Annotated in this window: 19 protein-coding genes; 11 read left to right on the top strand and 8 right to left on the bottom strand. The window is 43.3% G+C overall.

Features of this window, described 5'->3' with window-relative positions:
• Window positions 1-184 precede the first annotated feature (184 nt).
• The 5 genes from FSB76_RS04580 to FSB76_RS04560 form a co-directional block, all read right to left on the bottom strand.
• Entirely contained in the window at window positions 185-502 is a 318-nt protein-coding gene (locus tag FSB76_RS04580) for a P-loop NTPase family protein (RefSeq protein ID WP_147052401.1), read from the bottom strand.
• Entirely contained in the window at window positions 502-765 is a 264-nt protein-coding gene (locus tag FSB76_RS04575) for a helix-turn-helix domain-containing protein (RefSeq protein ID WP_147052400.1), read from the bottom strand. The genes FSB76_RS04580 and FSB76_RS04575 overlap by 1 nt, the downstream gene beginning before the upstream one ends.
• 264 nt (window positions 766-1,029) lie before the next feature.
• Window positions 1,030-1,788 (bottom strand): SlyX family protein, encoded by a 759-nt coding sequence (locus FSB76_RS04570; protein ID WP_147052399.1) that lies wholly within the window; start codon window positions 1,786-1,788, stop codon window positions 1,030-1,032.
• 711 nt (window positions 1,789-2,499) lie between these two features.
• On the bottom strand, window positions 2,500-3,834 hold the full coding sequence (locus FSB76_RS04565; RefSeq protein WP_394349422.1) for an IS5 family transposase: 1,335 nt from the start codon (window positions 3,832-3,834) through the stop codon (window positions 2,500-2,502).
• A 312-nt stretch (window positions 3,835-4,146) separates the two neighbouring features.
• Complete coding sequence (locus FSB76_RS04560) at window positions 4,147-5,304, bottom strand: hypothetical protein (protein WP_225976426.1); 1,158 nt, start codon at window positions 5,302-5,304, stop codon at window positions 4,147-4,149.
• Window positions 5,305-5,529: 225 nt separating this feature from the next.
• On the opposite strand from FSB76_RS04560, the gene FSB76_RS04555 reads away from it, so the two are divergent.
• The 5 genes from FSB76_RS04555 to FSB76_RS04535 are packed head-to-tail and all read left to right on the top strand — an operon-like array spanning window position 5,530 to window position 10,948.
• Window positions 5,530-7,122 (top strand): carboxylesterase/lipase family protein, encoded by a 1,593-nt coding sequence (locus tag FSB76_RS04555; protein ID WP_225976425.1) that lies wholly within the window; start codon window positions 5,530-5,532, stop codon window positions 7,120-7,122.
• A gap of 12 nt (window positions 7,123-7,134) precedes the next feature.
• On the top strand, window positions 7,135-7,998 hold the full coding sequence (locus FSB76_RS04550) for an alpha/beta hydrolase (RefSeq protein ID WP_147052397.1): 864 nt from the start codon (window positions 7,135-7,137) through the stop codon (window positions 7,996-7,998).
• A gap of 3 nt (window positions 7,999-8,001) precedes the next feature.
• Window positions 8,002-9,300 (top strand): CitMHS family transporter, encoded by a 1,299-nt coding sequence (locus FSB76_RS04545; RefSeq protein ID WP_147052396.1) that lies wholly within the window; start codon window positions 8,002-8,004, stop codon window positions 9,298-9,300.
• Window positions 9,301-10,635, top strand: a complete 1,335-nt coding sequence (locus tag FSB76_RS04540) for an acyclic terpene utilization AtuA family protein (RefSeq protein ID WP_147052395.1) — start codon at window positions 9,301-9,303, stop codon at window positions 10,633-10,635.
• Window positions 10,625-10,948: an AtuA-related protein gene (locus FSB76_RS04535; protein ID WP_147052394.1), complete on the top strand. Its 324-nt coding sequence runs from the start codon at window positions 10,625-10,627 to the stop codon at window positions 10,946-10,948. The genes FSB76_RS04540 and FSB76_RS04535 overlap by 11 nt, the downstream gene beginning before the upstream one ends.
• A gap of 8 nt (window positions 10,949-10,956) precedes the next feature.
• Here the strand turns inward: FSB76_RS04535 and FSB76_RS04530 are convergent, their stop codons facing one another.
• Window positions 10,957-11,733 (bottom strand): NUDIX hydrolase, encoded by a 777-nt coding sequence (locus FSB76_RS04530; protein ID WP_147052393.1) that lies wholly within the window; start codon window positions 11,731-11,733, stop codon window positions 10,957-10,959.
• 120 nt (window positions 11,734-11,853) lie between these two features.
• On the opposite strand from FSB76_RS04530, the gene FSB76_RS04525 reads away from it, so the two are divergent.
• The 6 genes from FSB76_RS04525 (at window position 11,854) to FSB76_RS04500 (ending at window position 20,697) form a co-directional block, all read left to right on the top strand.
• Window positions 11,854-14,358, top strand: a complete 2,505-nt coding sequence (locus FSB76_RS04525; protein WP_147052392.1) for a sugar-binding domain-containing protein — start codon at window positions 11,854-11,856, stop codon at window positions 14,356-14,358.
• 19 nt (window positions 14,359-14,377) lie between these two features.
• Complete coding sequence (locus tag FSB76_RS04520) at window positions 14,378-14,755, top strand: hypothetical protein (RefSeq protein WP_147052391.1); 378 nt, start codon at window positions 14,378-14,380, stop codon at window positions 14,753-14,755.
• A 35-nt stretch (window positions 14,756-14,790) separates the two neighbouring features.
• Window positions 14,791-17,100, top strand: coding sequence for a beta-glucosidase family protein (locus FSB76_RS04515; RefSeq protein WP_147052390.1), 2,310 nt, complete (start codon window positions 14,791-14,793; stop codon window positions 17,098-17,100).
• The gene (locus tag FSB76_RS04510) at window positions 17,097-19,475 is read left to right on the top strand and encodes a glycoside hydrolase family 3 C-terminal domain-containing protein (RefSeq protein ID WP_225976424.1); all 2,379 of its coding nucleotides are present in this window, start codon (window positions 17,097-17,099) and stop codon (window positions 19,473-19,475) included. The genes FSB76_RS04515 and FSB76_RS04510 overlap by 4 nt, the downstream gene beginning before the upstream one ends.
• 5 nt (window positions 19,476-19,480) lie before the next feature.
• Window positions 19,481-19,780 (top strand): SDR family oxidoreductase, encoded by a 300-nt coding sequence (locus FSB76_RS04505; RefSeq protein ID WP_147052389.1) that lies wholly within the window; start codon window positions 19,481-19,483, stop codon window positions 19,778-19,780.
• A 137-nt stretch (window positions 19,781-19,917) separates the two neighbouring features.
• Complete coding sequence (locus FSB76_RS04500; protein WP_147052388.1) at window positions 19,918-20,697, top strand: DUF3667 domain-containing protein; 780 nt, start codon at window positions 19,918-19,920, stop codon at window positions 20,695-20,697.
• Window positions 20,698-21,355: 658 nt separating this feature from the next.
• On the opposite strand, the gene FSB76_RS04495 is transcribed toward FSB76_RS04500, so the two are convergent.
• Both FSB76_RS04495 and FSB76_RS32330 read right to left on the bottom strand, forming a co-directional pair.
• Window positions 21,356-22,876: a cellulase family glycosylhydrolase gene (locus FSB76_RS04495; protein ID WP_225976423.1), complete on the bottom strand. Its 1,521-nt coding sequence runs from the start codon at window positions 22,874-22,876 to the stop codon at window positions 21,356-21,358.
• A 115-nt stretch (window positions 22,877-22,991) separates the two neighbouring features.
• Window positions 22,992-23,297 carry a hypothetical protein gene (locus tag FSB76_RS32330; RefSeq protein WP_192910178.1) on the bottom strand — a complete coding sequence of 102 codons (306 nt, stop codon included), beginning with the start codon at window positions 23,295-23,297 and terminating at the stop codon, window positions 22,992-22,994.
• Between the last annotated feature and the right edge of the window lie 610 nt (window positions 23,298-23,907).

The raw sequence follows: 23,907 nt of genomic DNA, 5'->3' as shown, positions 1-23,907 counted from the left end.
TCGCGAAGCGACCACCGCTTTTCTTCCTGATTTGCGAAGCAAATCATTACCGGTGCAGCCAGGGGCTGCACCGGATTTTGTATATCCGGATAGCTGTCTATCCATATATCGGAATAACCAGTTATCCCGATATACAGTTATTGAGATAGCCCGATATTCAGCTATACCGATACAAAGTATCGGGCTAAACTTCCCAACCTGCAGGCCAGTAAACCTGGCTGCCGAGTTTGGGATGGTAAGACGGCTCATAGCGGATGTAACCATATTCATCGAGTTCTTTGATACACTTGTGATACGTTGCGATGGATGCGACCTTGGAAAACGCCATAAGCGCTTTCCGGGTCACATCAAACGGACTTACAAAACCATTCCGCTGCCAGCAAACAAACAAACCCGTGAACAAACTAAGATGAGTTGGCAGCAGCCGGTGGTCTTTTTCCATGCGCCTGACCATGCTTGCATAGCCAGCCAGCTCTTTAACAATATCCTTCTGCAATTTCATTAGCCTTCACCCTCCAGGATCTTGTTGATGTCTTCCAGTTTGTAATACATGATACTGCCTACTTTGGTAAAACGTAGTGTACCGTTAATCCTTAAGTTTTGAAGTGTGCCGGGTGAGATGCCCAATAGCTTTCTTACCTCCGCACTCTTCAGCCATTTCTTAGATTGCCCCTGTCCCGGCTGCACCAGTTGTTTGATCTCCTTCAATAACTCCCCTTTAAACTCCCTTAAATCCTCCTTAGTGATCAATTCAATTGCTGTCATAGTTGATATTTTTTTCGTGAATAATTCTTGCCCAAATTTGGGTAAGCCCTATTTTATTAATTGGGGACTTTAATAGGGTGACCCCAAATGTTTGTTTATTAAATCTCCTTTAGTTTCGCACGGTGATGCCCTCCTTTCTTATTAAACCTGTTCAGCGGAACAATAGAATGCCAGCCACTGAATACAATGATTCAAAAGTGAGGGCTAAAACAGCAAAATGAATGACCATTGGAGGCGTTTGGTCACGGATGAAAAGACAAAAGCCTATTTCTTAGGCTTTTGTATAATTTTGAAGAGTTTGTCTTTTTCGGCGATGATCGTGTATTTCGGAGGCGGGTTATCCTTATCGGCCGGGAAATAATTCTGGGCGGTGCCTATAGCAATAGGTTTATCTCCGTTTAAAAAATTCTTGGCGATCAATTTATACCAGGGACTTGCCGTTTGGCTGTTTACCAATTTATTATCGTTCGGCAACTTCAAATCCCTTATTTGATCGATCAGGTCAATGAACACCGGCAGACCATCCTTGCTGATGACGATCTTTTCACCGGCTTCATATTTAACGTAATCTCTAATCTGGTTCTCCAGTTCTTTGATTTTTGCTTCTAACTGGTCAATCTGTTTATTTTTATCAGCGATGACTGATTCCAAGGGCTGTGTTTTGTGCCACTGATCGATGCTTTTAAGGAATGTCAGAAATACTTCCAGCTTAGCTGTAAGAATCAATCCTTTGGCATAGGGGCTACCAGACGGCTTTAAGCCTTTATAGAATTTGATCCTGGTGGTTATGATGTCATAAACATGATCGAAAAAAGCTTCTTCCTGGCCAGCGTTCCCTTTCAGGTAATGATTTAATTGGTGATTGTAAAACGAAGGACATTCATCTTCCCCAATTTTATAGATCTTATCCACAAAGAAATTTAAACCAAAAATCCGGTCTGTAAATATTGGCCAGCCGATATCATAACGATGAGGAAATAGCTCAAATCGGCCACGGAATTTGAAGTAGGTGTCTGAAGTCATAAAACTACAATACGTTTTTAATAAACGAAATATTATAGACTTAGTTTATATGTCTGAAAAATTCAGACGTTACCTTCATAAATAAATGGTTCGAGCCCCGTCTCGGCCCCCTTCTAAAAAGCCTTTTTACAGCAGTAAAAGGGCTTTTTTTATGTCCTCAGGGCAGATTTTCGATAAAAAATAATGTTCGTCTTTTGAAAGCTGATGCGTTGTGTTTAAGACGAAAAACTGCCCAAATTGACGAAAATGTTTTACAAATGTTTTACAATGGATTTCGTCAGTATGGCTACAATTAACGAACTCATCCAACATTTAGTCTACCTACTAATACTGCATTTTTAAAGGGTTTTTAGCACATTTACCCATGATTATTACACGATGTATATGGATAAATATCTGTTAAGACAACTAAATAAATGTCGGTATATATATACCTTATCGTTTTAGGTATCCATTAACGGCCTCTTCTTCTTGTTTCAGTGTTTCCTAAATCTTCATCTTTCAGGTTATTGTTAAAAGCAATGATAATCCTTTCAACAATATCAGATACCAATGGCGCAACCAAATCTGCATGAGGCGCGGAATAGCCTGGTCACACCTTCCGGAATATCCAATCTATTTGCTATTCCGCAATTTAATAAACAATAATTCTAAATTTTTAGTTCGAGTCCTATTCGGCTAAATCCTTATAGTTAGTCGAACCTTAAAAAGTCAATAATTACCTATCATAGTTATTTGAGTTGCTTTGAGCATTTGTGAAATCATCTGATTTAAGCACGTAAATAAGGCGGCAAGATTATCTTTCCAGATATTCATCATCCTTTTGAAGTTCATTGCGGCGGCGGCCAGCATCACATTGATGTTATCTCCTTTGATTCCTTTGTAAAAGTTACGGCTTAGTCGGTGATCTGCTTTCAGGTGACCGATTTTAGGCTCAATGGCCGCTCTTTTGGTAAATCCTTTCTTCAATTTGGCTTTCCGGTAGTTCGATAGTTTGCTGCTGAAGGTTTTGGGTGTATGGATAGTGGTTCCAAGTACCTCTTTTCTTCCCCTGTAGCCGCGGTCAACAAAAGCTTCTTTGAGTTTATGGCAGGTAAGTCTTTGCTGTTGCTCCAGGGCGGCATCCAGCGTATGGCCATCGTAATCATTCCCGACTATGTTCAGCGCCCCTATGATCACACCGCTGTTTTGGGTAACGGTGATAGATACCTTACTGCCGAACTCATATTTTTTATGTTCTTTCCCTTTGCTGATGCATAGTACTTCCGGCTCATGAAGGCTATAAACCTTGTTCTTATCCTGTCGTTTTTGACGGAGTACCCGATCAAAGAGGTCCAGCTCTGTTTTGTAGCTTTCGGCCGGTAATTTTCTTTGTAACTCTCTTACCAGCGTGCCGGCTATCGTTTTTACTTTTTTATCAGCCTTGCGTGCCTTTGCACCATTTTTCGGATGGTTCCTGAACCGTTGATCAACACCCAGTTTCTTCAAGGTACGGGTATAGCTTTGGCGAAGTACTATACCTTCTTTTTCGGCTATACCTACACACTTTTTAATGATCCTCCGGTGCAGCTTGCTATCGGTAGGATAGGTAATATTCTTCTCCTGTACCGTGGTATCGATGCTGCCCTTATCTTCTTTACCTCCTTTGCCATTGACGCGGATGCTTTCCTTCAGGATCAGTTCCACGCCTTCGGCACCGATCCGGTTACGAAAATGCACCAATTCGGACGCTTCACAGGGATCTTTTGCTGTAAAGATTACCTCCCCGCTAAAGTATTGATAATAACCATTTTCAGCCCACTGCTCCACTACGCTTTCATCGCTCAGGTTGCGGATGTGCTTCAGCATCAGCAGCCCCACCATCAGCCGTATCGGCTTGGCCGGCCGGCCAAAGTCTTCCCGATAGTGTTTCCTAAATGCTTCTTCAAATAGCTTCCAATTTATCTGGTCAGCTAAAATGTATAGCGGATGTTTATTTGATAACTGTTCCTTTAAACCTGGTTGTAAAAAACTCAATTGACTAATGTTTATCGGCTTATTAAGCATAATTATTTGCAAGCTTTTGATAGCAATATCGGAAAAACCTGCAAATTATTATATCGTATTTTATCAACAATGTATTGAAAGTCAATTAGTTAAATTCTTTTTAAGGACTGACTAGTTAGGTTAAACCAGCCCTAATCGGACTAAAATCGAACCGCTTGGTAAAAGATTTACAAGTTTTCTCTCATATTTAACAACGGTTCGAGCCTAGGTTTGGGGAAGCTTTCAACCTAGCGTTGAGAAAAAATTAACTGACTCGAGATTGCCTCGTTATTACAGATCAGCAGCCAAGACATTCATAATTCGAATAATGCCTCAATGCGTATTAGTAAAATGTTTAGGCAGCAATAAGGATGTATCACCGGGCCGAGAAAGTAAAATACTTTTCTCATCGAGTGTTTGTTTCAATCTTTTATCTCCAATCGTATCCAGCAGTTCATTTTTCAAATAAAAAAAACGAACTGCATTGCCGGGTGATTGCCATTTAATTATTTTACAACTACAAGCTGCGTTTTGCGGCGTATTTATAATCTCCTCTATCCGTCCCCTTTTGCCTTGTTTGATGAAAAGTTCCCGTATACCGATGATCCTGTTTTTTTTTCCCTGATCAAAGTTCCAGGAAGCAGATATGACATCCACATAAGGCCTGCCTTCATCCAAACGCATCAATGATAGTTTAGGCGACTCGATGCTATCCCGGGCGTTAACGACGTGCGAATGAATGGAAACGAGCCAAGGTGCCTCAAACTGCATATAGCCTGCATGTTCGAAATTAGACCCGTAACGGATGAATTTGAAGTAACCATCCTGGTATTTCACATCCATGATATTAGAAACAATTTTATGGAATCGTCCGGCATCATACGTCCGGGCCTGCGGCGAGCCGGTATAGCACAGCCAAATTCCCTCCAGGCTGTCGATCTCGGCGCTTGAGGGCTGGTAGGGCAAAATGCTTAAATCACGGAAGAGCTTTTTTTCCTTTGAATTTTCTTCAGCCCAAAAAATCCCTCCAGCTAATAAAATAAAACAAAGCAGGATTACAATTGCCCGATATGTTTTAATCTTTTTGGACAGCAATAATATACTGCTCTTTATAGGAAGCACATCAACGATTGGCACTTCAACAGCTGCCGGCTCATCCACTAACCCTGCATCAACTGGTTTTTGTGCAAAACCCTTTCTACCCTGTCCATATAAATAAATGTAACAAGCATCAACCAAAAATGGGCGCGGGTTCGACACGATCCCATTAATAGCATCTTTTAGCTGACCGCCGGTTATGTCATATTTGCGGAATGGGTAAACGGCAGACGCATTGTTTTCACCCGGCGGATAATAATTATGGAAAAGCGTTTCACTGGTATTGGGAAGGCCGTTACTGATCTCGCTTAACATGCGCGCCAGGTCTTCATAATTCTTTCTGTTCGTATTTCGTTTAATACCCTGGCCGGTTGCTGCCTCGTATTTCAGCACTACCTTTGTCAGCAGGTATACAATTTCGTCCTTTCCCGTTTTGAGCTTCATATGATTTTTAGGCATTTCAGGTTTGCTCCCGGTTTCGGAAACGTTTCGGAAATCAAGCGATAAATTTATATACAATTCAGCAATCTAAAAAAAGATGGAATTGAAGATGTAAATATAGATTTGTCATTCCTGATAAAACCAATTATGATGAAAAGAAAAACAACATTTCTACTTATGTTGGCAATTTGCTTTTATAACATTTCTGCATTTTGCCAAAGTAACGATCCTATAAAAGCCGGTGAAGGTATTGCGGTCACTTCGACTGATAACGGAAAAGTCAGGGGCTATGTTCATAATGGAATTTTCACCTTTAAAGGAATCCCCTATGCGGAAGCTGACCGTTTTACGGCTCCACGCAAACCCAAAGCCTGGAATGACGAGCGGAGCTCAATGACCTACGGCCCGGTTTGCCCGACTGATCCGACAACGACTGTAAACGATGCATTTGAATTTGCTTTTAACCACGATCTGGGATATGCCAACGAGCATTGCCAGACATTGAATGTATGGACGCAAAAATTAAACGATGGTAGAAAACGCCCTGTGATGGTGTGGCTGCATGGCGGCGGCTTTACGGCCGGCTCGTCTATTGAATTGCCATCCTATGACGGGGAGAACCTGGCTAAGAAAGGGGACGTTGTACTTGTTTCAATAAATCACCGGTTGAATGTCCTGGGTTTCCTGGACCTCTCTGCTTATGGAGATAAATATAAAAACTCTGGAAATGCCGGTCTGGCTGATATCGTTGCGGCTTTGCAATGGGTGAAAGACAACATCGCGCAATTTGGCGGCGACCCGGATAACGTCACGATATTCGGGCAGTCGGGCGGCGGCGGAAAGGTGACCTGTATGATGAATACGCCGAAGGCAAAAGGGCTATTTAACAAAGCCATCGTAGAAAGCGGCAGTTATATCACTTCCTTTACGGATAAATCCATTTCGCAACGGGTTGCGGCAGCTTTGCTGGATGAATTACATTTACAGGCATCCCAGGTTGACTCTTTGCAAAAAATACCCTATTATCAATTGAATGCTGCCGGCAACAGGGCGCTAAGAAAAGTAGGAGGAGCGTTGAGAAAAGAAGGAAAACCGGCAAACGTGGGCTGGAACGCGGTACTGGATAGCGATATGTTCCCTAATCAGCCGACCGATCAGGCCGCCATGGACCTTTCAAAAAATATACCGCTACTGGTGGGTACCACTAAAAATGAGTTTGCAGCTTTCGCGCCGACCCCAAAGGGCCAGACCATAGAAGATGTGAAAGTTATTTTACAGAAAAAATATGGCGACCAGACCGACGCTTATATGGCTGCGGTGAAGCAAGCTTACCCAAATACCAGCAAACCGTTTGAATACAATGATATCGAATTCGGTTTTCGCTCATTAGCCATCAAACAAGCCGATCAAAAATCCGGGTTAAGTGGTGCGGCACCGGTTTACATGTACCTGTTTACCTGGCAGTCTCCGGTAAACGATGGCAGGTACAAAGCGATGCATTGCATGGATATCGCTTTTCAGTTTGATAATATACGCCGCTGCGAGGAAATGACAGGCGGTGGCAAGGATGCCTTTGCACTTGCCTCGAAAATAAGCAGTGCCTGGATCAGTTTTGCCCGGAGTGGTAATCCCAATACGCCAGGTTTGCCAAAATGGCCCGCCTATACGTCTGCAAATGGCGCGACGATGATCCTGGATAACAAATGTGAAATGCGTGATCACCCGGATGCCGAACTGCTTAAAATAGTCAACGCTCCAAAAAAACAATAAAAAGTATTAACGATGAGAAGACTCTGCTATGTTTTTGCGCTCGCCATGCTTTGCAGCCCCTTATGCTATGCTTCAAAGGTGGATACCGTTGAGATACCGAGCGCGGCCATGAATAAAACCTACAAGGCTGCTATCGCGTTCCCGGATAGTTATTACAAAGCAAAAAAGAATTTCCCGGTACTTTACTTGTTGCACGGCGGCTTTGGGCATTTCAACGACTGGCTGAACAAAACGCCTGATAAAATGCTGGTGCGTAACCTGGCCGACCAATACAATATGATTATTGTAATGCCAGAAGGAGAAATATTCAGTTATTATATCGATAGCCCGGTTGATCCAAACAGCAAATTTGAAACCTATATTATAAAAGAGGTCATACCGTTTATCGATAGCAAGTACCGCACTATGAAAGATAAAAAAGGCCGGGTGATCACGGGCCTGTCGATGGGCGGCTATGGTTCGCTTTACCTTTCTACAAGCCATCCCGATTTGTTCGCGGCTGCCGGCAGCATGAGCGGGGCGCTCGACCCGAATATGACCACCTGGAACCTGACCCCGGAACGGTTTAATGGTCTTACAAAGTTTCTGGATAAAATAATGGGGCCGATGACGCCGGATAGTTACCTGCCTTATTCTGTGGTAAATATGGCTGATCAAATCAGAAAAAACGGATTGCCCATCGTAATGGATATCGGGGTAGAGGATTTTCTGCTTGAACCCAACCGCGAATTGCACCGGCGCCTGGTATATAACCATACCCTGCATGACTATACAGAACGACCGGGCGGCCATACCTGGGAATTCTGGCAGGATGCCTTGCCTTACCAGGTTTTGTATTTTAGTAAACGCTTAAAGGCCAATGGCGTAATGCTCTAATCCATGTTATCACTGTTCGGCTTTTTGACTATCTGCGTCTTTTTGGGATTGATCCTGACGAAGCGATTATCTGTGTTGCTTTCTTTAATCCTGGTACCGGTTTTATTTGCATTGATCGGTGGCTTTGGGGCGAAAGAGACAGGTGAAATGGTACTGGGCGGGATCAAACAGGTAGCACCAACAGGCATCCTGTTGGTTTTTGCCGTATTATACTTTAGCCTGATGATCGATGCTGGGTTATTTGACCCGGTGATCAGGGGCATTATTAACCTTGCCAAAGGCGATCCGTTGAAAATTACCCTGGGAACCGCTATTTTGGCTATGCTAGTTCACCTGGATGGAGACGGTACGGCCACTTTTATGATCACCATCACTGCTTTATTCCCTATTTACAAAAAGTTGGGAATGAATAAGCTGATACTCCCCTGCATCGTCGCGCTCAGTGCGGGCGTTATGCATTTGGTGCCCTGGTCGGGCACTGTAGCCAGGGCTTTAAATGTGATGAAAACCGACCCTGCACATTTGATAATTCCGATTCTGCCGTCCATGATCGGAGGGATACTTTGGGTGTTATTTGTGGCATTTTGGCTTGGCAAAAAAGAGCGTAAGCGTTTAGGCGTTGTTCAGCTGGATTATAATCACCAACAGGAACTTTCTGATGAACAAAAAGAAAGCCGCCGTCCGGCTTTGTTCTGGTTCAACGCGGTTCTGACCATTATTTTGATCGCAGCGCTTATTTTGTCGCTGGCGCCCCCATCGGCTTTATTCATTATCGGTTTTGCCGTAGCGATACTGGTTAACTATCCCTCGCAGGCCGAACAAAGAAAAAGGATACAGGCACATGCAGCCAACGTGTTTTCGGTTTCTATCATCGTTTTTGCAGCCGGGGTATTTTCCGGTATACTCACCGGAACCAAAATGATCGACGCTATGGCATTATCGATGGTTTCCATCATTCCCAAAGAGCATGCGGGTTATTTGCCGGCATTGGTCGGCGTCACCAGTATGCCATTGAGTTTGGTTTTTACCCCCGATGCCTATTATTTTGGCGTAATCCCGGTTTTAAAAACCGCGGCTACCCATTATGGCATAAATTCCATAGAAATTGGCCGGGCGGCAATTTTAGGGCAGATGACAACAGGTTTCCCGTTAAGTCCATTGACTGCCTCAACATTTGTTTTGGTAGGATTGTCGGAAGTTGAATTGTCGGATCACCAGAAATTCACTTTTAAATGGGCTTTCGGTACCACTATAATCATGACAATAATAGCAATAGCATTTGGGGCGATAAGCATATTATAAATGAAACAGAGAGATAAAGTCCGTATTGGTTGTGGTGCAGGTTTTTCGGGGGACCGGCTCGAACCCGCCGTGATTTTAGCCGAAAAGGGTGATTTGGATTACCTGGTGCTGGAGTGCCTGGCCGAGCGTACCATCGCGTTAGCTCAAAAAAGGAAAGCGACAGACCCGGCGCAAGGGTATGATCCGCTGCTGGAACGACGCATAACGTTGCTGTTGCCCTTGCTTAAAAAAAATAAAATCCGCCTCATCACCAATATGGGGGCGGCAAATCCGGTCGCGGCAGCAGGGAAAATTATTGAAATAGCAAAAAGACAAGGCATCTCCATCAAAGTAGCGGCAGTTACTGGTGATGATGTTTTGAAATCTATCAGCGGCGATGAGATCGCTATGGAAACAGGTAAGCCTATTTCCGAGTCAGGACAAGTCATTTCAGCCAATGCCTATTTAGGTGCGGATGCTATTTTACCGGCGCTGGAAACAGGCGCCGATATTATCATAACCGGGCGTGTTGCCGATCCATCGTTATTTGTCGCGCCACTGGTACATGAGTTCGGCTGGTCTTTGGATGATGTGGATATAATTGCCAAAGCAACGGTGACCGGGCACCTGATGGAATGTGCGGGGCAAATTACAGGTGGTTATTTTGCCGATCCGGTTAAAAAGCCAATCGAGAATATGAGTACATTGGGTCATCCTTTTGCAGATGTTTGGCCGGACGGCAGTGCAACTATAAGCAAAGTAAATGAGACGGGAGGCAATATAACCTTAGCGACTGTTAAAGAACAACTGTTGTATGAAGTAACAAATCCTCATCAATACCTGACGCCTGACGTATCAGCAGATTTCACCACGGTATTCTTGAAACAGGATGGAAAAAATCGTATTAAGGTAACCGGCGGCAGCGGCAATAAAAAGCCATCCACCTTGAAAGTCAGCATTGGGTACAAGGCAGGCTTTACCGGCGAAGGGGAGATCACTTATGCGGGGGCAGGAGCACGAGAAAGGGCGCATTTAGCAGGTGAAATTATTCAGCAACGATTAAAAAGCCAATTTCCTGATTTAAGGACCGACTATATCGGCCATACATCGGTTCATCCTTCTTCGCTTGCAAATGACTGTCAGCCTTATGAAGTACGTTTGCGAGTAGCCGGAAAGGGTGCCACAGCTGATCAGGCAGCGATTATAGGTGAAGAAGTGGAAGCGCTTTATACCAATGGGCCGGCGGGTGGTGGCGGGGTGCGAAAATACGTAAATGAGGTGATCGGTATAGTGTCGGTACTGATCGACAGGAACAAAATAAAACCATCGGTAATTGTGAAAAGTTATGGGCATTAAACTTTATGAGATAGCTCACAGCCGAGCAGGTGATAAAGGCAATACCTTGATTTTATCGCTGATACCTTATGAAGAAAAGGATTATGAACTGCTGCGCAATTTGATAACTGTCGATAAAGTAAAAGAACATTTCAAAGAGATCATACATGGAGAAATTGTTCGGTATGAGCTGCCCAATATTTCAGCCCTGCAGTTTGTATGCCTGCAGGCTTTGGCAGGTGGGGTTACTACTTCCTTAGTGATGGATACCCACGGCAAAACCTTAAGTTATGCACTGCTGGAGATGAATCTTGAGTTGCCGGAAATTACCTGATATTAGCTTTAAAACACCAACGCCACCCCGCTTTTTAGTCCTTCCTGATAATGTTCCTTATCAAACTTGTAAAGGAAAGGCGACCGATGCCTTCCTATTTTGCGGGTTTCGTCTAATTTGGTAATGATTTTAGTCAGCAACAGTTTTTTGGTGAAGTTACGGTCATCAAGTGATTTACCCAATATGGTTTCATAAAGGCTGTGGATCTCGGGTAAGGTGAATTTCTCCGGTAATAACTCGTAGCCGATTGGAAAGTGGGCGATGTGCAAGCGCAAAGCAGATAATGCTTCATTGATGATATGCGCGTGATCAAACATCATGGGCGGCAGTTCATTAACAGGCCACCATCTGGAATCTGCCTCCAGTTCGCCTTTCGTGGATTCTACTTTCGAAAACTCGGTAAGCGTGTAGAACGCTACGGAAACAAAATAGTCAAAGATCCATGAATCCGCCGGGAGCTCAAAACCTGTTATTTTCCCTATACGTTGGGGTGTAAAGCCATCATCGATTACACGCTGAGGGTTCCCGAATGAGCCGAATTGCTTCAGGTAAAGACCTTTGATACCAGTGCGGTCAAAAGCAATTCTGCTGGCGGCATCTTCGATGGACTCTGTTTTTTTGATGTATCCACCTGTCACTGTCCATTTTTCTAAGGTGTAAGGTTGTTGCAGCAATACTTTCAATTCTTTTTCGTGATACCCAAAAATTACATTGTCTACAGCTACGTTCCTGAGGAATTGGTCGGAATATTCGGAGAAACTGGCGAAGCCTGGCGGTATAATCATGATTCAAATTTGCTTTCCAAAGATACAAAAATTATTAATTCCGTTAAAAATACGGAATTAATTTGGATATGTGAAAGCGCCACCATATCTTTATTCCGTTTTTAATACGGAATTAAAATTATGAAAAGCATCCAATTCTTTTTTATCTTACTTGTCTTGCTTTTGTCAGTTGGAATTACCCACGCTCAGGACAGTAGTGAGATATCATTTGACAACAATTGGCGTTTCAGAAAAGACACCTTAAATGGTGCACAAAATCCGGCGTTTAACGATTCGGGTTGGCGTATTTTAAACTTGCCGCACGACTGGAGTATTGAAGATCTCCCAAATCAAAAAGAAGGTGAAGTTCAGGGACCTTTTACCAAAACATCTGTGGGCAAAGCCGCGACAGGATTTACCGAAGGTGGGACCGGCTGGTATCGTAAAACTTTTACTTTAAACAATAATTACAAAGGAAAAAAAACATACATCCTGTTTGACGGCGTCTACATGGATGCTGACGTCTGGATCAACGGGCACCATTTAGGCAATCATCCTTACGGCTATACGTCATTTTCTTATGATCTCACTAATTATTTAACAACCAATGGCAAATCAAATGTAATTGCCGTACGGGCTAAGAATTTAGGTAAGAACAGCCGCTGGTATTCAGGCTCCGGTATTTATCGCCACGTCTGGTTGTTGGCTGTCAATCCAATCCATACGAAACTTTGGGGGAATTATATCACGACACCCGAAGTCTCAAAGGATAAGGCAACAGTAAAAGTTCAAACTTCGATAGAAAACAAGTCATTAAACCAAAAGACAGTAATTGTAAAACTCGATCTGCTTAATCCTTCAGGCCAGGTTGTGGCTTCACGAAAAATGCCGCTGACTGTCCCTGCTGATAGCAGCGCTGACTTAACTCAAAAGTTATCCGTAACTAATCCGGGTTTATGGGATTTAGATCACCCAATACTATATAAGGCCAGGGTTACGCTGATTGATGGCAGCCAAACCATCGATCAGACAATCACGCCCTTTGGCATTCGCAGCCTGCAATTTGATGGGCAAAAGGGCCTCCTGCTTAACGGACAAGTGATAAAATTGAAAGGCGGATGCATTCATCATGATCTCGGCCCTTTGGGGGCAGCGAGTTTTGACCGGGCTGAAGAACGAAAAGTGGAACTGATCAAAAAGGCGGGTTATAATGCATTGCGCATGAGCCACAATCCCCCTTCGCCGGGTTTGCTCAATGCCTGTGATCGCCTGGGAATGCTGGTTCTCGACGAGGCATTTGATATGTGGGAACTGCCTAAAAACCCTCAGGACTATCATCTTTATTTTAAAGATTGGTGGCAAAGAGATTTAACCTCAATGGTTTTGAAGGACAGGAACCACCCATCAGTGATCATGTGGAGCATAGGTAATGAAATTTACGAAGCCCCTGACTCATCGGGCATTCAAAATGCAATGCGACTTTCAAATGAAGTCAGAAGACTTGATCCAACAAGGCCAGTTACTGATGCCATCGTTTTCCTACCACCCTACACCAAAAAACCGTGGAAGGATTATGAGGCGCACGTAGCCAATCTCGATGTTGATGGCTACAATTACTTCCTTGACCAATCTGTTTATTTTCAAAGGGACAGCGTGACCCTCCACAGGTTCGAGACCGAACGGGCCAAACACCCCAATAAGTTGTATATGTCAACAGAATATCTTCCAAATGCAGCATTGGAAAACTGGGATGCGACTGAAAAATATCCCTGGTTCTTGGGCGGGTTTTGCTGGACGGCTATGGATTATATAGGTGAGGCCGGAATAGGTAAATCGATATTGGTTCCTGAATCTCAAAAGCTATCAAAGGGTCTGATGGGTATGGGCTTGTTCTACCGCAACAATTGGCCGGTATTTAACGCCTACTGCGGCGATCTTGACCTGATTGGCGACCGCAAAGCGGAATCCTATTATAAGAATGTAGTATGGCGCAACAGCCCGATAGAAGTCCTGGTGCGCCGTCCGATTCCTGAGGGACAGAAGGAAGTGATCGCTACCTGGGGAATGCCGGACGAAATCAAATCATGGACCTGGCCCGGCCAGGAGGGCAAGAAAATGCAGGTTGACGTATATACGCGTAGCAAAAATGTGAAGCTGGAACTCAACGGAAAAGTGATAGCCGAGCAGACTGTTCCTGAAGGATCGATTACAGCGACGTTCCAGGTCGAGTACCAGCCCGGAACATTGGTAGCTAAAAGTTATGACAACGGAAAGGAAGCCGGTTCAAGCGTATTATCGACCACTGGCAAACCTACTGCGATCCGGCTTATTGCTGATCGTAAAATAATAAAGTCAAATCATAACGACCTTTCATTTATAAGTGTCCAGATTGTTGACAGCAAAGGCAATGTTGTTCCTTCAGTTGATGACACAGAAATCAATTTTAAACTTTCAGGCAATGCGACGATTGCTGCTGTTGGGAATGGTAACCCATCGGATATGTCCAGTTTTCAGCAGCCGCATAAAAAGGCTTACCAGGGCAGAGCGCAGGTGATCCTTAAGTCATCATCGAAACGAGGCCTTGCGACTTTAACAGCCTCGGCTCCAGGACTAAAAGAAAATACTATTCAAATAAAAATCAATTAAACATAAAAAATAAAAGATCATGAAAAAATTAAGCTTCGTTTTTACAGTAATCATCGGACTATTTATCTCCGTAAATGTTAACGCTCAAACTAAACCGGATTATTATCCGGGCAAGTGGAATGTCCTTGTGATGGGCACCCCTAACGGCGATTCTAAAATGACTTTCATTCTCGAAAGGAAGGATGGTAAGTTAACCGGAGCTGTACAGGATTCAGCAGGTAAGGAAATAACTAAAATTACTTCTATAGAAGAGAAAGATAAAACCGCAACCTTAGCATTTACGGTCCAAAGTTATGATGTTACACTTTCGCTTGATCCGGTAGATGACGACCATGTAAAAGGCAGCCTGATGGGCATGTTTGATGCTAAAGGAGTACGTGTAAAGGAAAATAAATAACCTGAATAATTTAACCATATTCCTAAGTAGTTACCATGAAGACTGTCCAGTTTCGTCAAGTTATTGCCGTTGCCTTTTTGTTGGTTGGCCATACCGCATTTTCACAGGAAAAGTTACCCCAACTGGGTCATGCCCCGGTTAGTGAGATCATTAAGTTAATGACACTTGAGGAAAAAGCGTCTGTAGTCGCCGGAACCGGCATGCGCTTCCAGGGCCATGGCGCTGTCATTGGAGAAGCAGACGGACGTGTGCCGGGCGCTGCCGGAAATACCATGAGCATTAATCGTTTCGGCATTCCGGGTACGGTTCTTTCTGACGGGCCCGCCGGGGTACGTATCGATCCTTTTCGCAAAGGTGATAGTACGAAATCTTATTATGCTACGGCATGGCCGGTTGGCACCTTACTGGCTTCTTCATGGGACACGGCTTTGGTTAAAAAGGTTGGCGTAGGATTTGGTAATGAAATTAAAGAGTATGGCGTAGATGTGATCCTGGCACCAGGTATGAACATTCAGCGCAACCCATTGAATGGCCGCAACTTCGAGTATTTTTCGGAGGACCCCTATGTTTCCGGATATATGGCTGCGGCTATGGTAAATGGCATCCAATCAAATGGGGTAGGCACCTCTATAAAGCATTTCGCAGCTAACAACCAGGAGAGCAACCGTAATGCGGTAAATGCAATCATCAGTGAGCGGGCGCTTAGGGAATTATACTTGCGCAGTTTTGAGATCGCTGTTAAGCGGTCGCAGCCTATGACGGTAATGAGTTCCTATAATAAGATCAATGGAACGTATACTTCCGAAAGCTATGACTTACTGACAAAGATACTGCGTGAAGAATGGGGATTTAAAGGTATGGTAATGACGGACTGGTTCGGTGGTAAAGATCCTGTTGCTCAAATGAAAGCCGGAAATGATTTACTTGAACCGGGTACTCCGAGGCAGCAACAAGCAATAATTGACGCCGTAAAAAATGGAACTTTAGAGGTCAAAGTGCTCGATCAAAATGTGGAGCGGGTATTATTGTACATCCTTAAAACTCCTTCGTTCAGAAAATATCAATATGCTAACACACCCAATCTTAAGTCACACGCAACCTTATCCAGGAGTGCGGCAGCGGACGGCATGGTACTATTAAAAAATGACAATTCCGCTCTTCCGCTAAACAAAAGCCAAAAAGTGGCATTATTTGGTATCGGATCTTACAAACCGGTGATTGGTGGAACAGGAAGCGGAGCCGTTGTGGTAGCTTACACTGTTGCTCTTGAAAAAGGCCTTTCCCAAATCGGCTATGTGCCCGATACGGCTTTGAAAACAATTTACGTTACCCAGATCAAAGCTGACCTGAAAACGCACCCCGAAAAAAACATGGTATTAGGTAGTCCGCATTTGGTGCCGGAGCCTGAATTAAGAGCGACAGATATCAGCTCAGCAGCAGACCAGGATGATATCGGTATTTTTACCATAAGGCGGAACGCCGGTGAAGGTGCTGACCGAAAAGTGGAAGATTTTTATCTTTCAGAAGCCGAGAAAACACAACTAAAAGCTGTGGCTGATGCTTTCCACGCCAAAGGGAAAAAACTAATAGTTGTATTGAATATTGGCGGCGCTATAGAAATGGAAAGCTGGAACAAAAATGTTGATGCCATTTTATTAGCCTGGCAACCCGGACTGGAAGCAGGAAACGCTATTGCCGATGTTTTGAGCGGAGGGGTTGATCCATCAGGTAAGCTGGCAACAACGTTCCCGGTTAAATATGAAGATGAGCCATCTGCAAAAAGTTTTCCGGGTACACCCGCTAACCGCCCGGCTGAAAGTATATACGACGAAGGAATATATGTAGGCTACCGGTATTTTAATACGTTCAGCGTAAAGACCTCGTATCCGTTTGGCTATGGCCTAAGCTATACCAGATTTGCCTACAGTAATCTAAAATTGAGTGCGGCTACCTTCAGCAAAAAACTAACTGCAACAGTTACTGTCATCAATTCCGGAAAAGTTGCAGGTAAAGAGGTTGTGCAACTTTATTTAAGCGCCCCGAATAAAACATTGGACAAACCTTCAGAGGAATTGAAGGGATTTGGCAAAACAAGGTTACTTCAGCCTGGTGCATCACAAACACTCACTTTTACAATTGATCCTAAAAATCTTGCTTCTTTTAATACTGAAAAGTCAAGCTGGATAGCTGATGCCGGAAAGTATACCGTAAAGATCGGGGCTTCGAGCGAGGATATCAGAATGACTAAGCCATTTGTATTAGCTAAAATGCTGATCGTTGAAAAGGATCATAAAGCAATTGTTCCACAGGTCAGCATCAATGAATTAAAAAAACTGACGAAATGATACCATCAAAAAAATTATCACCCCATATCCTCTTGCTTTTATGCGTCTGCGGATTTTCGTTATCAGTTCGGGGACAGCAATTGACAGAGTTGCCACAGTTAGGAAAGTCTTCTGTAAAGGAAGTGATTGCCGCTATGACGCTTGAGGAAAAAGCCTCGTTGGTTGTGGGTGGAGGGCTCAATATCCCTCCTGCGATGAGGAAGAATAAAATGTTTGCTGGCATGGTTGCACAGCCGGGTACTTTAGCAGCAAATACGGTTAATCCTGTACCAGGTACTGCCGGAAACACGATTGCGATACCAAGGCTGGGCATACCCTGTATTGTGGTAAACGATGGCCCGGCAGGCTTACGCATGATAGGGGGCTTTGGAGGGCAGAAGTATAAATGCACGGCGTTCCCGGTGGGAACGCTGTTAGCATCAAGTTGGGATAAAGACCTGATTTTTAAGACCGGGCAAGCGTATGGCAATGACGTATTGGAATATGGGGTGGATATATTGCTCGCCCCTGGTATGAACATACAGCGAAATCCGTTATGCGGCAGGAATTTCGAATACTATTCTGAAGACCCATTGTTGTCAGGCACCATAGCTGCAGCCATGGTAAACGGTATTCAATCGCAGGGTGTAGGCGTATCAATAAAACATTTTGCCGCAAATAACCAGGAGACAGACCGTCAAACGGTAAATACGATTGCAAGCCAACGGGCACTTCGCGAGATATATCTTGAAGGTTTCAGGGTCGCATCCAGGGAATCACACCCATGGACCGTCATGTCCTCCTACAATTTACTAAACGGGAAATACACATCCGAAAACTACGATCTGCTAACTACAGTATTAAGAAAAGAATGGGGTTACCGCGGGCTTGTGATGAGCGATTGGGGTGCCGGAAAAGACGCGGTTGCACAGATGAAAGCAGGCAACGATCTGCTGATGCCCGGCCCTAACCAGGTTAGCACCATAATACAAGCTGTTCAAGATGGCAAATTGGATGAGAAGGTGCTCGACAGAAATGTGGAAGATATCCTCAACCTTATTCTCAAAACTCCCCGTTTCAAAAATTACAAGTATTCAAATAAGCCTAATACAGTAGCAAATGCTGCAATGTCGCGAGAGGCAGCTACCGAGGGAATGATCTTATTGAAAAACACCGATAGCGCGCTTCCGTTTACCAAAAAAACAAAAAGTGTTGCACTGTTTGGCAACACCTCCTATCAGGCTTATTTAGGCGGTTCAGGAAGCGGCTATGTTGCCGTAGCTTATTCCGTAAACTTGATAGACGGTTTGAAGAACGCTGGTTATGTAACCGACGAACCCCTGAAAGAAAAATACAAGACCTATATGGCGGAAAATGCTCCCAAAGGCGGCGATATGATCGCGAACATAATGGGTGGCAAAAAACGTGCGCCTGAGATGCCTGTAACAGACTCGCTGGCTGAAGAAATGGCTGGGAAATATGATATAGCGATTTTTACAGTTGGGCGCAACTCGGGAGAGGGTGAAGACAGAAATCTGGATAACGATTTTAATCTTTCGAGTGCGGAAATAGCTTCAATAAACACTATTTGCAAGGCATTTCATGCGAAAGGGAAAAAGGTTGTTGTAGTCCTCAATATCGGCGGGGTTATAGAAACAGCCAGTTGGAAAAGCAACCCTGACGCCATATTGCTCGCCTGGCAGCCGGGTCTTGAAGCGGGAAATGCTATAACAGATTTACTCAGTGGTAAAGTAAATCCTTCCGGTAAGCTGGCGCAAACGTTTCCGGTATCTTATGCCGATGTTCCATCGGTGAAGAACTTTCCCGGTATTGAAGTAAAAGATGATTCGACCGTAAAAAGAAAAGTGGTTTATGAAGAAGGTATTTATGTAGGTTATCGCTATTATAACACCTTTAAGGTGAAACCTGCCTATGAATTTGGCTATGGTTTATCTTATACCAATTTTACCTATAGCAACCTCAAATTGAGTTCAACTTCATTCGCCGGCAAGATCGCGATAAGTGTTGACGTAAAAAATACAGGAAAAGTTGCCGGAAAAGAAGTTGTACAGGTTTACCTGAAAGCACCCAAAGGAGATCTGGATAAACCTGCGGAAGAATTGAAGGCGTTTGCTAAAACCGGATTATTAAAACCAGGCGAATCGCAGACACTCAATTTTACTATCAATGCAAAAGACCTTGCGTCGTTCAACACAGACCAATCAGCCTGGGTCGCGGACCCAGGACGATATGAAGTAAAGATTGGCGCTTCCAGCGAGGATATTAAACAAACCACTTCGTTTACATTGAATAGAAGAACGATCGTTGAAAAAGTTAGCAATGTGCTGATGCTTCCACTGGCCGTTTCTGAACTTAAAAGCAAAAACCAGAAATAACGAAAATGAAAGCTGAGAACTTGTCGGGCACGAATGTAAGAGTGACTGTAGTATTTCCAGGCGGTGTTAGCACCAATATCCTATCCAATTCGGGCCTTGTAGACCGACTGCCCTCTTCCGCAGAAGGGGCACGGAAGATTCTTTCTGCCGATAAGGCAGCGGCGATGATTATCGCGGGGATGGAGCAAAACCGTTACCGGGTGTTGGTGGGCAAGGATGCTAAAATGTTGGACCTCCTTTATCGCTTGAACCCTGCGTATGCGGCAGGACTGATCGCAAAGAAAATGGGGGCATTACTTTTTTGAAAATAAAGATAATTCATATGCGATCATGGATACAAAGAACCGGTGTTTACCGGATATGACCATTAATTAAACTTATAAACTCAATACAAAATCGTAAGTTTAAGCATTGTTAGTTCAAAGTTGAACAAAGAAAGCAAATGGGGAAAACATTGAAAAAAACTACTCAGAAAATAAATACTACGATCATTTGCAAAAATTGCGGTTGCCAGGTATCGGGCGATTTTTGTAGTAGTTGTGGACAACGGGCAGACACCCAGAGACTGAACATGCATTTTATTTTGCATGAGCTGCAACATGGACTGATTCATTTTGACAAAGGGGTTTTGTACACTGCTAAGCAACTTCTGACAAGACCCGGTCACACTATCCGCGATTTTTTGGAAGGAAAAAGAGTCAGGCATTTTCAGCCACTATCCTTTGCTATTGTACTTGCCACTTTTTATGGATTACTCTGGCATTACTTAATTTTCGACCGGCTTCACGCGAGTCTAATTGACCCCAGAAACGACATAACCAGGGCTTCCGGAAAAATCATTACCTGGATAACTGAGCATTTTGCTTTTGACGGTCTGATCCTGATCATAACCAGCACCATGGTTTCTTATGTCATTTTTAAAAAACGGAAATATAATCTTGCAGAACACCTCGTTTTGAATACATACTTAATGGGATTGTTTTTAATTGTTAGCCTGCTCGTTTTTCCCATTGTATATATTTTCGGTAACGCATTAACTCTCCAATATGGCATAGTCCAACAGGGTTTTCTACTCGTTTTAATGTGCTGGTGTTATTCCCAGTTCTTCAACAATACTTCGAAAGCTAAAATAATCGGCCTCACTTTAGGTGCCTTTTTTATTATTTCGCTTCTAAATCTGGCTATTGGATATTTTGCCGGTTGGATTGTGACGCAATTTTAGAGGCAGAAATAAAAAATGAAGTATTACAAAACCAGCGATAAAAGATTTATAAAAATGGCTTCAATATTCATTCGGTTTTGTGGCAAAGTGGATCCAATGGGAATTGATCTCTGAACTTCATTTTAGACTCCTGCCAAAATCTGCAAACTAGTAATTAAATGATTCGGGTTTAATCGTGCTGCGGCTCGTGTTTTGTCAGGCGAACGTTAACCGTTTTGAACTTTATCACGACTCTACTGTAATTAAAAAGGCTGTACTGCGTTTTCGTAAGGCTCTGATAATAGCGCTTGAGAAATTTTTTTGTTATTGACGTAGTTTTCGCGTTGGTTCGAATTTGCCCCATGACCGTACTCAAATTCGAGCAATTTTTTTCAAGTCAGCAATAAAGTTATTTGAAAATAAACCTATGACCGACCCGGTTTTTTAAAAAGTCTTTTTACTATGGTAAAAGGCTTTTTTATGCTCTCATGGCAGGTTTGTCGATAAAAATACTACACATCAAGCAGAGTTTTTATGAAAGCCAGGCTCATCTGACCAGCACAAGTCATTCAATCCATCAATATCTAATAAAAAATCTCTAACACCTCATTTGAAACAGGGGTATTAGAGATTTTTGGCAGTTTTGTGAAATAACTTAATTGATTTCTTTGTGTTTTACTTATATTTTCACAAACGCCCATTGCTGGTTTTTGCCTCCAAAGTAATCAAATTGGTCGGCCACACTACCATTTCTGAATGGAACTGCCGCATTATTTCCTAACCCAACTTCGAGGGCTTTTCCGCTATTTACGTTTATGATTTTATAGAATCCATCGTAGGTGGGCTGAATTAACCAGTTTTGATTGGGATTGCCAGTACCTGTATAATCCCAAATATCCACGGGACTGCTGTTAGCGCCAGACCAACCCCATACCTCCAAACACCTACCGCTAATGTGCATGGGGGTTAACAGGTAGCTGCCATTTGCCGCAGCCTGCACTTTAAATTGCTGATTTGCTCCGCCATTATAATCCCATTGATCTGCCAGCGACCCATTAGCACTTAACCAGCCACCTATCTCTAAAGGCTTAAAACTATACCTATTGATGATTTGGTACACACCACCAGCCTGAAATGTTTGAGTTGAGTTAGTTTGTGTCCCTTGTACAAGGGCCGCTAATTCACGTTGATCTTGTACCGCGTAAGTTGACCTGTTGATGAGATGCCCAACGTCCCAAAGAAATGGGTGTAAACCGTTCGCCAAAGCCTGATGCACATTGTAATTATACCAATATGCTTTGGAAGCAAGATTGAAATTTAAAGAGTCGCCCGTAAGGGGTCGCTCCATTACTGCAAATTCGCCCATTATTACCGGGATGCCTTTGCTTGTAAACTTTCTCTGCATCCTTTGGTATTCTCCGCTAATATACGATTCCTCACCCCAGGTCGGATTGTTCGCAACATCGAAAGTGGTGTGATATCCCGAGCCCCAATAGAAAAACCTGTTACCATATGATGCGTCTTTGTCCAACAAAGTGAAGTTCCAGGGAGTGTAGTTATGGATTTCCACCATCAAACGACTGGATGCCGGATCAGTTGGCATGGTGTTCATCAGACTGTCTGTATAAATCATATCACCTCCCTTGGGACCCTGGATTACCAGCGTCCTGTAACTGTTGTGTCCGCCGGTTGACCTCACCGCGTTGATAAAAGTTTGATGATAAGAGAGCAGAACTCTCATCCCTGTAGTATCCGTTGCGTTAGGCTCATTCGCGCTGGCAAAAAGCAGGTGTTGATCAAAACCACGCATTTGTGTTGCAATTTGTTCCCAAAGTGCTTTTTGTTTGGCATTAACGGCGGCCTGCGCGGCGGTTGTGCAATTAAGTTCCAACCATCCGCCGTCCCAATGTATATTTAATATCGCATACATCCCATCGTTAATGCAGTATTGCACAACCTGCTGCACACGGGCAAGCCAGGCTGGGTCTATTTTTGCAGTTGTTGAATCTGGTACATGCGACCAATTCCAATTGCAGGGAATCCTTATGGCGTTAAACCCCATTCGTTTATAGCCGTCGATGAGTGCCTGGGTAATATTGGGTTGTCCCCACCCGTTTTCGTTATATTGGGCTTCCAGTGTGTTGCCAATATTGATACCTAAGGTCATATTTGCAGCGATTTGAGGTGCGGTACTGGTCATCCCTGTTTGATCGGGAGGTAGCGGTGAAATGTTGTAACTCGGGTAACTGGCGGCGGCGAGTTTTTTAGTGCTCGTTTTAGCAAGAGGTTTAACATCCGGAAAAGCGATTTGTTGCTTAGTGCACCTTGTCAATGCCGGGATTGCAAGAATGCATAAAAAATAACTTAAAGTTTTCTTCATAAAAAATTGGTTTGGTTGGCAGATATTTAAATCTGCCGCTATTAATAAATTGGTTAATTGCGAGTGAAAGTGTCAGGCAACCAGGTAAAACGATGATATATTTATCATTGGTTTTAAGGTTTATATAGGTATTGGTGTAGGCAGTTAGGTGGATAACTGCCTTTAGCCAACGGGGTATTAAAAAAAATAACGATAAGGCAGTTGCCGTTCCACGTAAGGCGGAGTTTAATATTAGTTTCATTTTTTGATAGGATAAACAGGCCGGAACCGGTTTATTTATTTAATTGGTTAAATTTTGTTTTTCAGAAAGCTGGAGTACAATTAATACAAGCAGTGCAATTAAAATCAACATAATACAGCGGTTGGAACAACGGTAATGTATTATTGAGCAATAGTTGAATTGGTACCAGGTTTATTAATTGAGTAGTAAAACTACAGAAGAGATAATTTAATGATGGGACGCAAATGTTAGTAAATAGGCAGGTAAATGTTAAGCTTTAAGAAAAAAGCTTGGGTTCGGCAGGAATTTTGTATAAACAATCGTCTTATCCGAAGTGGAATTTATAAAACGGTGTAGAGAATATGTGTTAATTATTTAATAAACTGTAGTAAGTTAAGGGTGTTTCATCGCTTTTTTAACCAGATGATCCGGGTAGCCTCTTAAAGGCTCTCTTGTAACAAGCTTTATTTCACGGTAATTTCGGGCATGGTTTGTACCATAGCACCGGCAATAGGTTTCCTTCAGAGGTTGGTTTTTTTTTCCGCTGATCAAATCACAGAATCGGCACTTTTATCTCGTTAATTACGAATTAATCTTACTTTTATGCTACCTTAGGGTACCGGCCTGCTAA

The sequence above is a fragment of the Mucilaginibacter ginsenosidivorax genome (assembly GCF_007971525.1).
In the GTDB taxonomy this organism is placed as follows: Bacteria; Bacteroidota; Bacteroidia; order Sphingobacteriales; family Sphingobacteriaceae; genus Mucilaginibacter; species Mucilaginibacter ginsenosidivorax.
The sequence above is the reverse complement of the archived record's forward strand: the minus strand, read 5'-3'. Positions and strand labels throughout refer to the sequence as shown.

Excerpts from the sequence above, each read along its gene's own strand:
- FSB76_RS04515 (WP_147052390.1), top strand. The coding sequence starts at position 14,791 with ATGAAGACTGTCCAGTTTCGTCAAGTTATTGCCGTTGCCTTTTTGTTG.
- FSB76_RS04530 (WP_147052393.1), bottom strand. The coding sequence starts at position 11,733 with ATGATTATACCGCCAGGCTTCGCCAGTTTCTCCGAATATTCCGACCAA.
- FSB76_RS04510 (WP_225976424.1), top strand. The coding sequence starts at position 17,097 with ATGATACCATCAAAAAAATTATCACCCCATATCCTCTTGCTTTTATGC.
- FSB76_RS04540 (WP_147052395.1), top strand. The coding sequence starts at position 9,301 with ATGAAACAGAGAGATAAAGTCCGTATTGGTTGTGGTGCAGGTTTTTCG.
- FSB76_RS04575 (WP_147052400.1), bottom strand. The coding sequence starts at position 765 with ATGACAGCAATTGAATTGATCACTAAGGAGGATTTAAGGGAGTTTAAA.
- FSB76_RS32330 (WP_192910178.1), bottom strand. The coding sequence starts at position 23,297 with ATGAAACTAATATTAAACTCCGCCTTACGTGGAACGGCAACTGCCTTA.
- FSB76_RS04505 (WP_147052389.1), top strand. The coding sequence starts at position 19,481 with ATGAAAGCTGAGAACTTGTCGGGCACGAATGTAAGAGTGACTGTAGTA.
- FSB76_RS04565 (WP_394349422.1), bottom strand. The coding sequence starts at position 3,834 with ATGCTTAATAAGCCGATAAACATTAGTCAATTGAGTTTTTTACAACCA.
- FSB76_RS04580 (WP_147052401.1), bottom strand. The coding sequence starts at position 502 with ATGAAATTGCAGAAGGATATTGTTAAAGAGCTGGCTGGCTATGCAAGC.
- FSB76_RS04520 (WP_147052391.1), top strand. The coding sequence starts at position 14,378 with ATGAAAAAATTAAGCTTCGTTTTTACAGTAATCATCGGACTATTTATC.
- FSB76_RS04545 (WP_147052396.1), top strand. The coding sequence starts at position 8,002 with ATGTTATCACTGTTCGGCTTTTTGACTATCTGCGTCTTTTTGGGATTG.
- FSB76_RS04500 (WP_147052388.1), top strand. The coding sequence starts at position 19,918 with ATGGGGAAAACATTGAAAAAAACTACTCAGAAAATAAATACTACGATC.
- FSB76_RS04555 (WP_225976425.1), top strand. The coding sequence starts at position 5,530 with ATGTTGGCAATTTGCTTTTATAACATTTCTGCATTTTGCCAAAGTAAC.
- FSB76_RS04550 (WP_147052397.1), top strand. The coding sequence starts at position 7,135 with ATGAGAAGACTCTGCTATGTTTTTGCGCTCGCCATGCTTTGCAGCCCC.
- FSB76_RS04495 (WP_225976423.1), bottom strand. The coding sequence starts at position 22,876 with ATGACCAGTACCGCACCTCAAATCGCTGCAAATATGACCTTAGGTATC.
- FSB76_RS04570 (WP_147052399.1), bottom strand. The coding sequence starts at position 1,788 with ATGACTTCAGACACCTACTTCAAATTCCGTGGCCGATTTGAGCTATTT.
- FSB76_RS04525 (WP_147052392.1), top strand. The coding sequence starts at position 11,854 with ATGAAAAGCATCCAATTCTTTTTTATCTTACTTGTCTTGCTTTTGTCA.
- FSB76_RS04535 (WP_147052394.1), top strand. The coding sequence starts at position 10,625 with ATGGGCATTAAACTTTATGAGATAGCTCACAGCCGAGCAGGTGATAAA.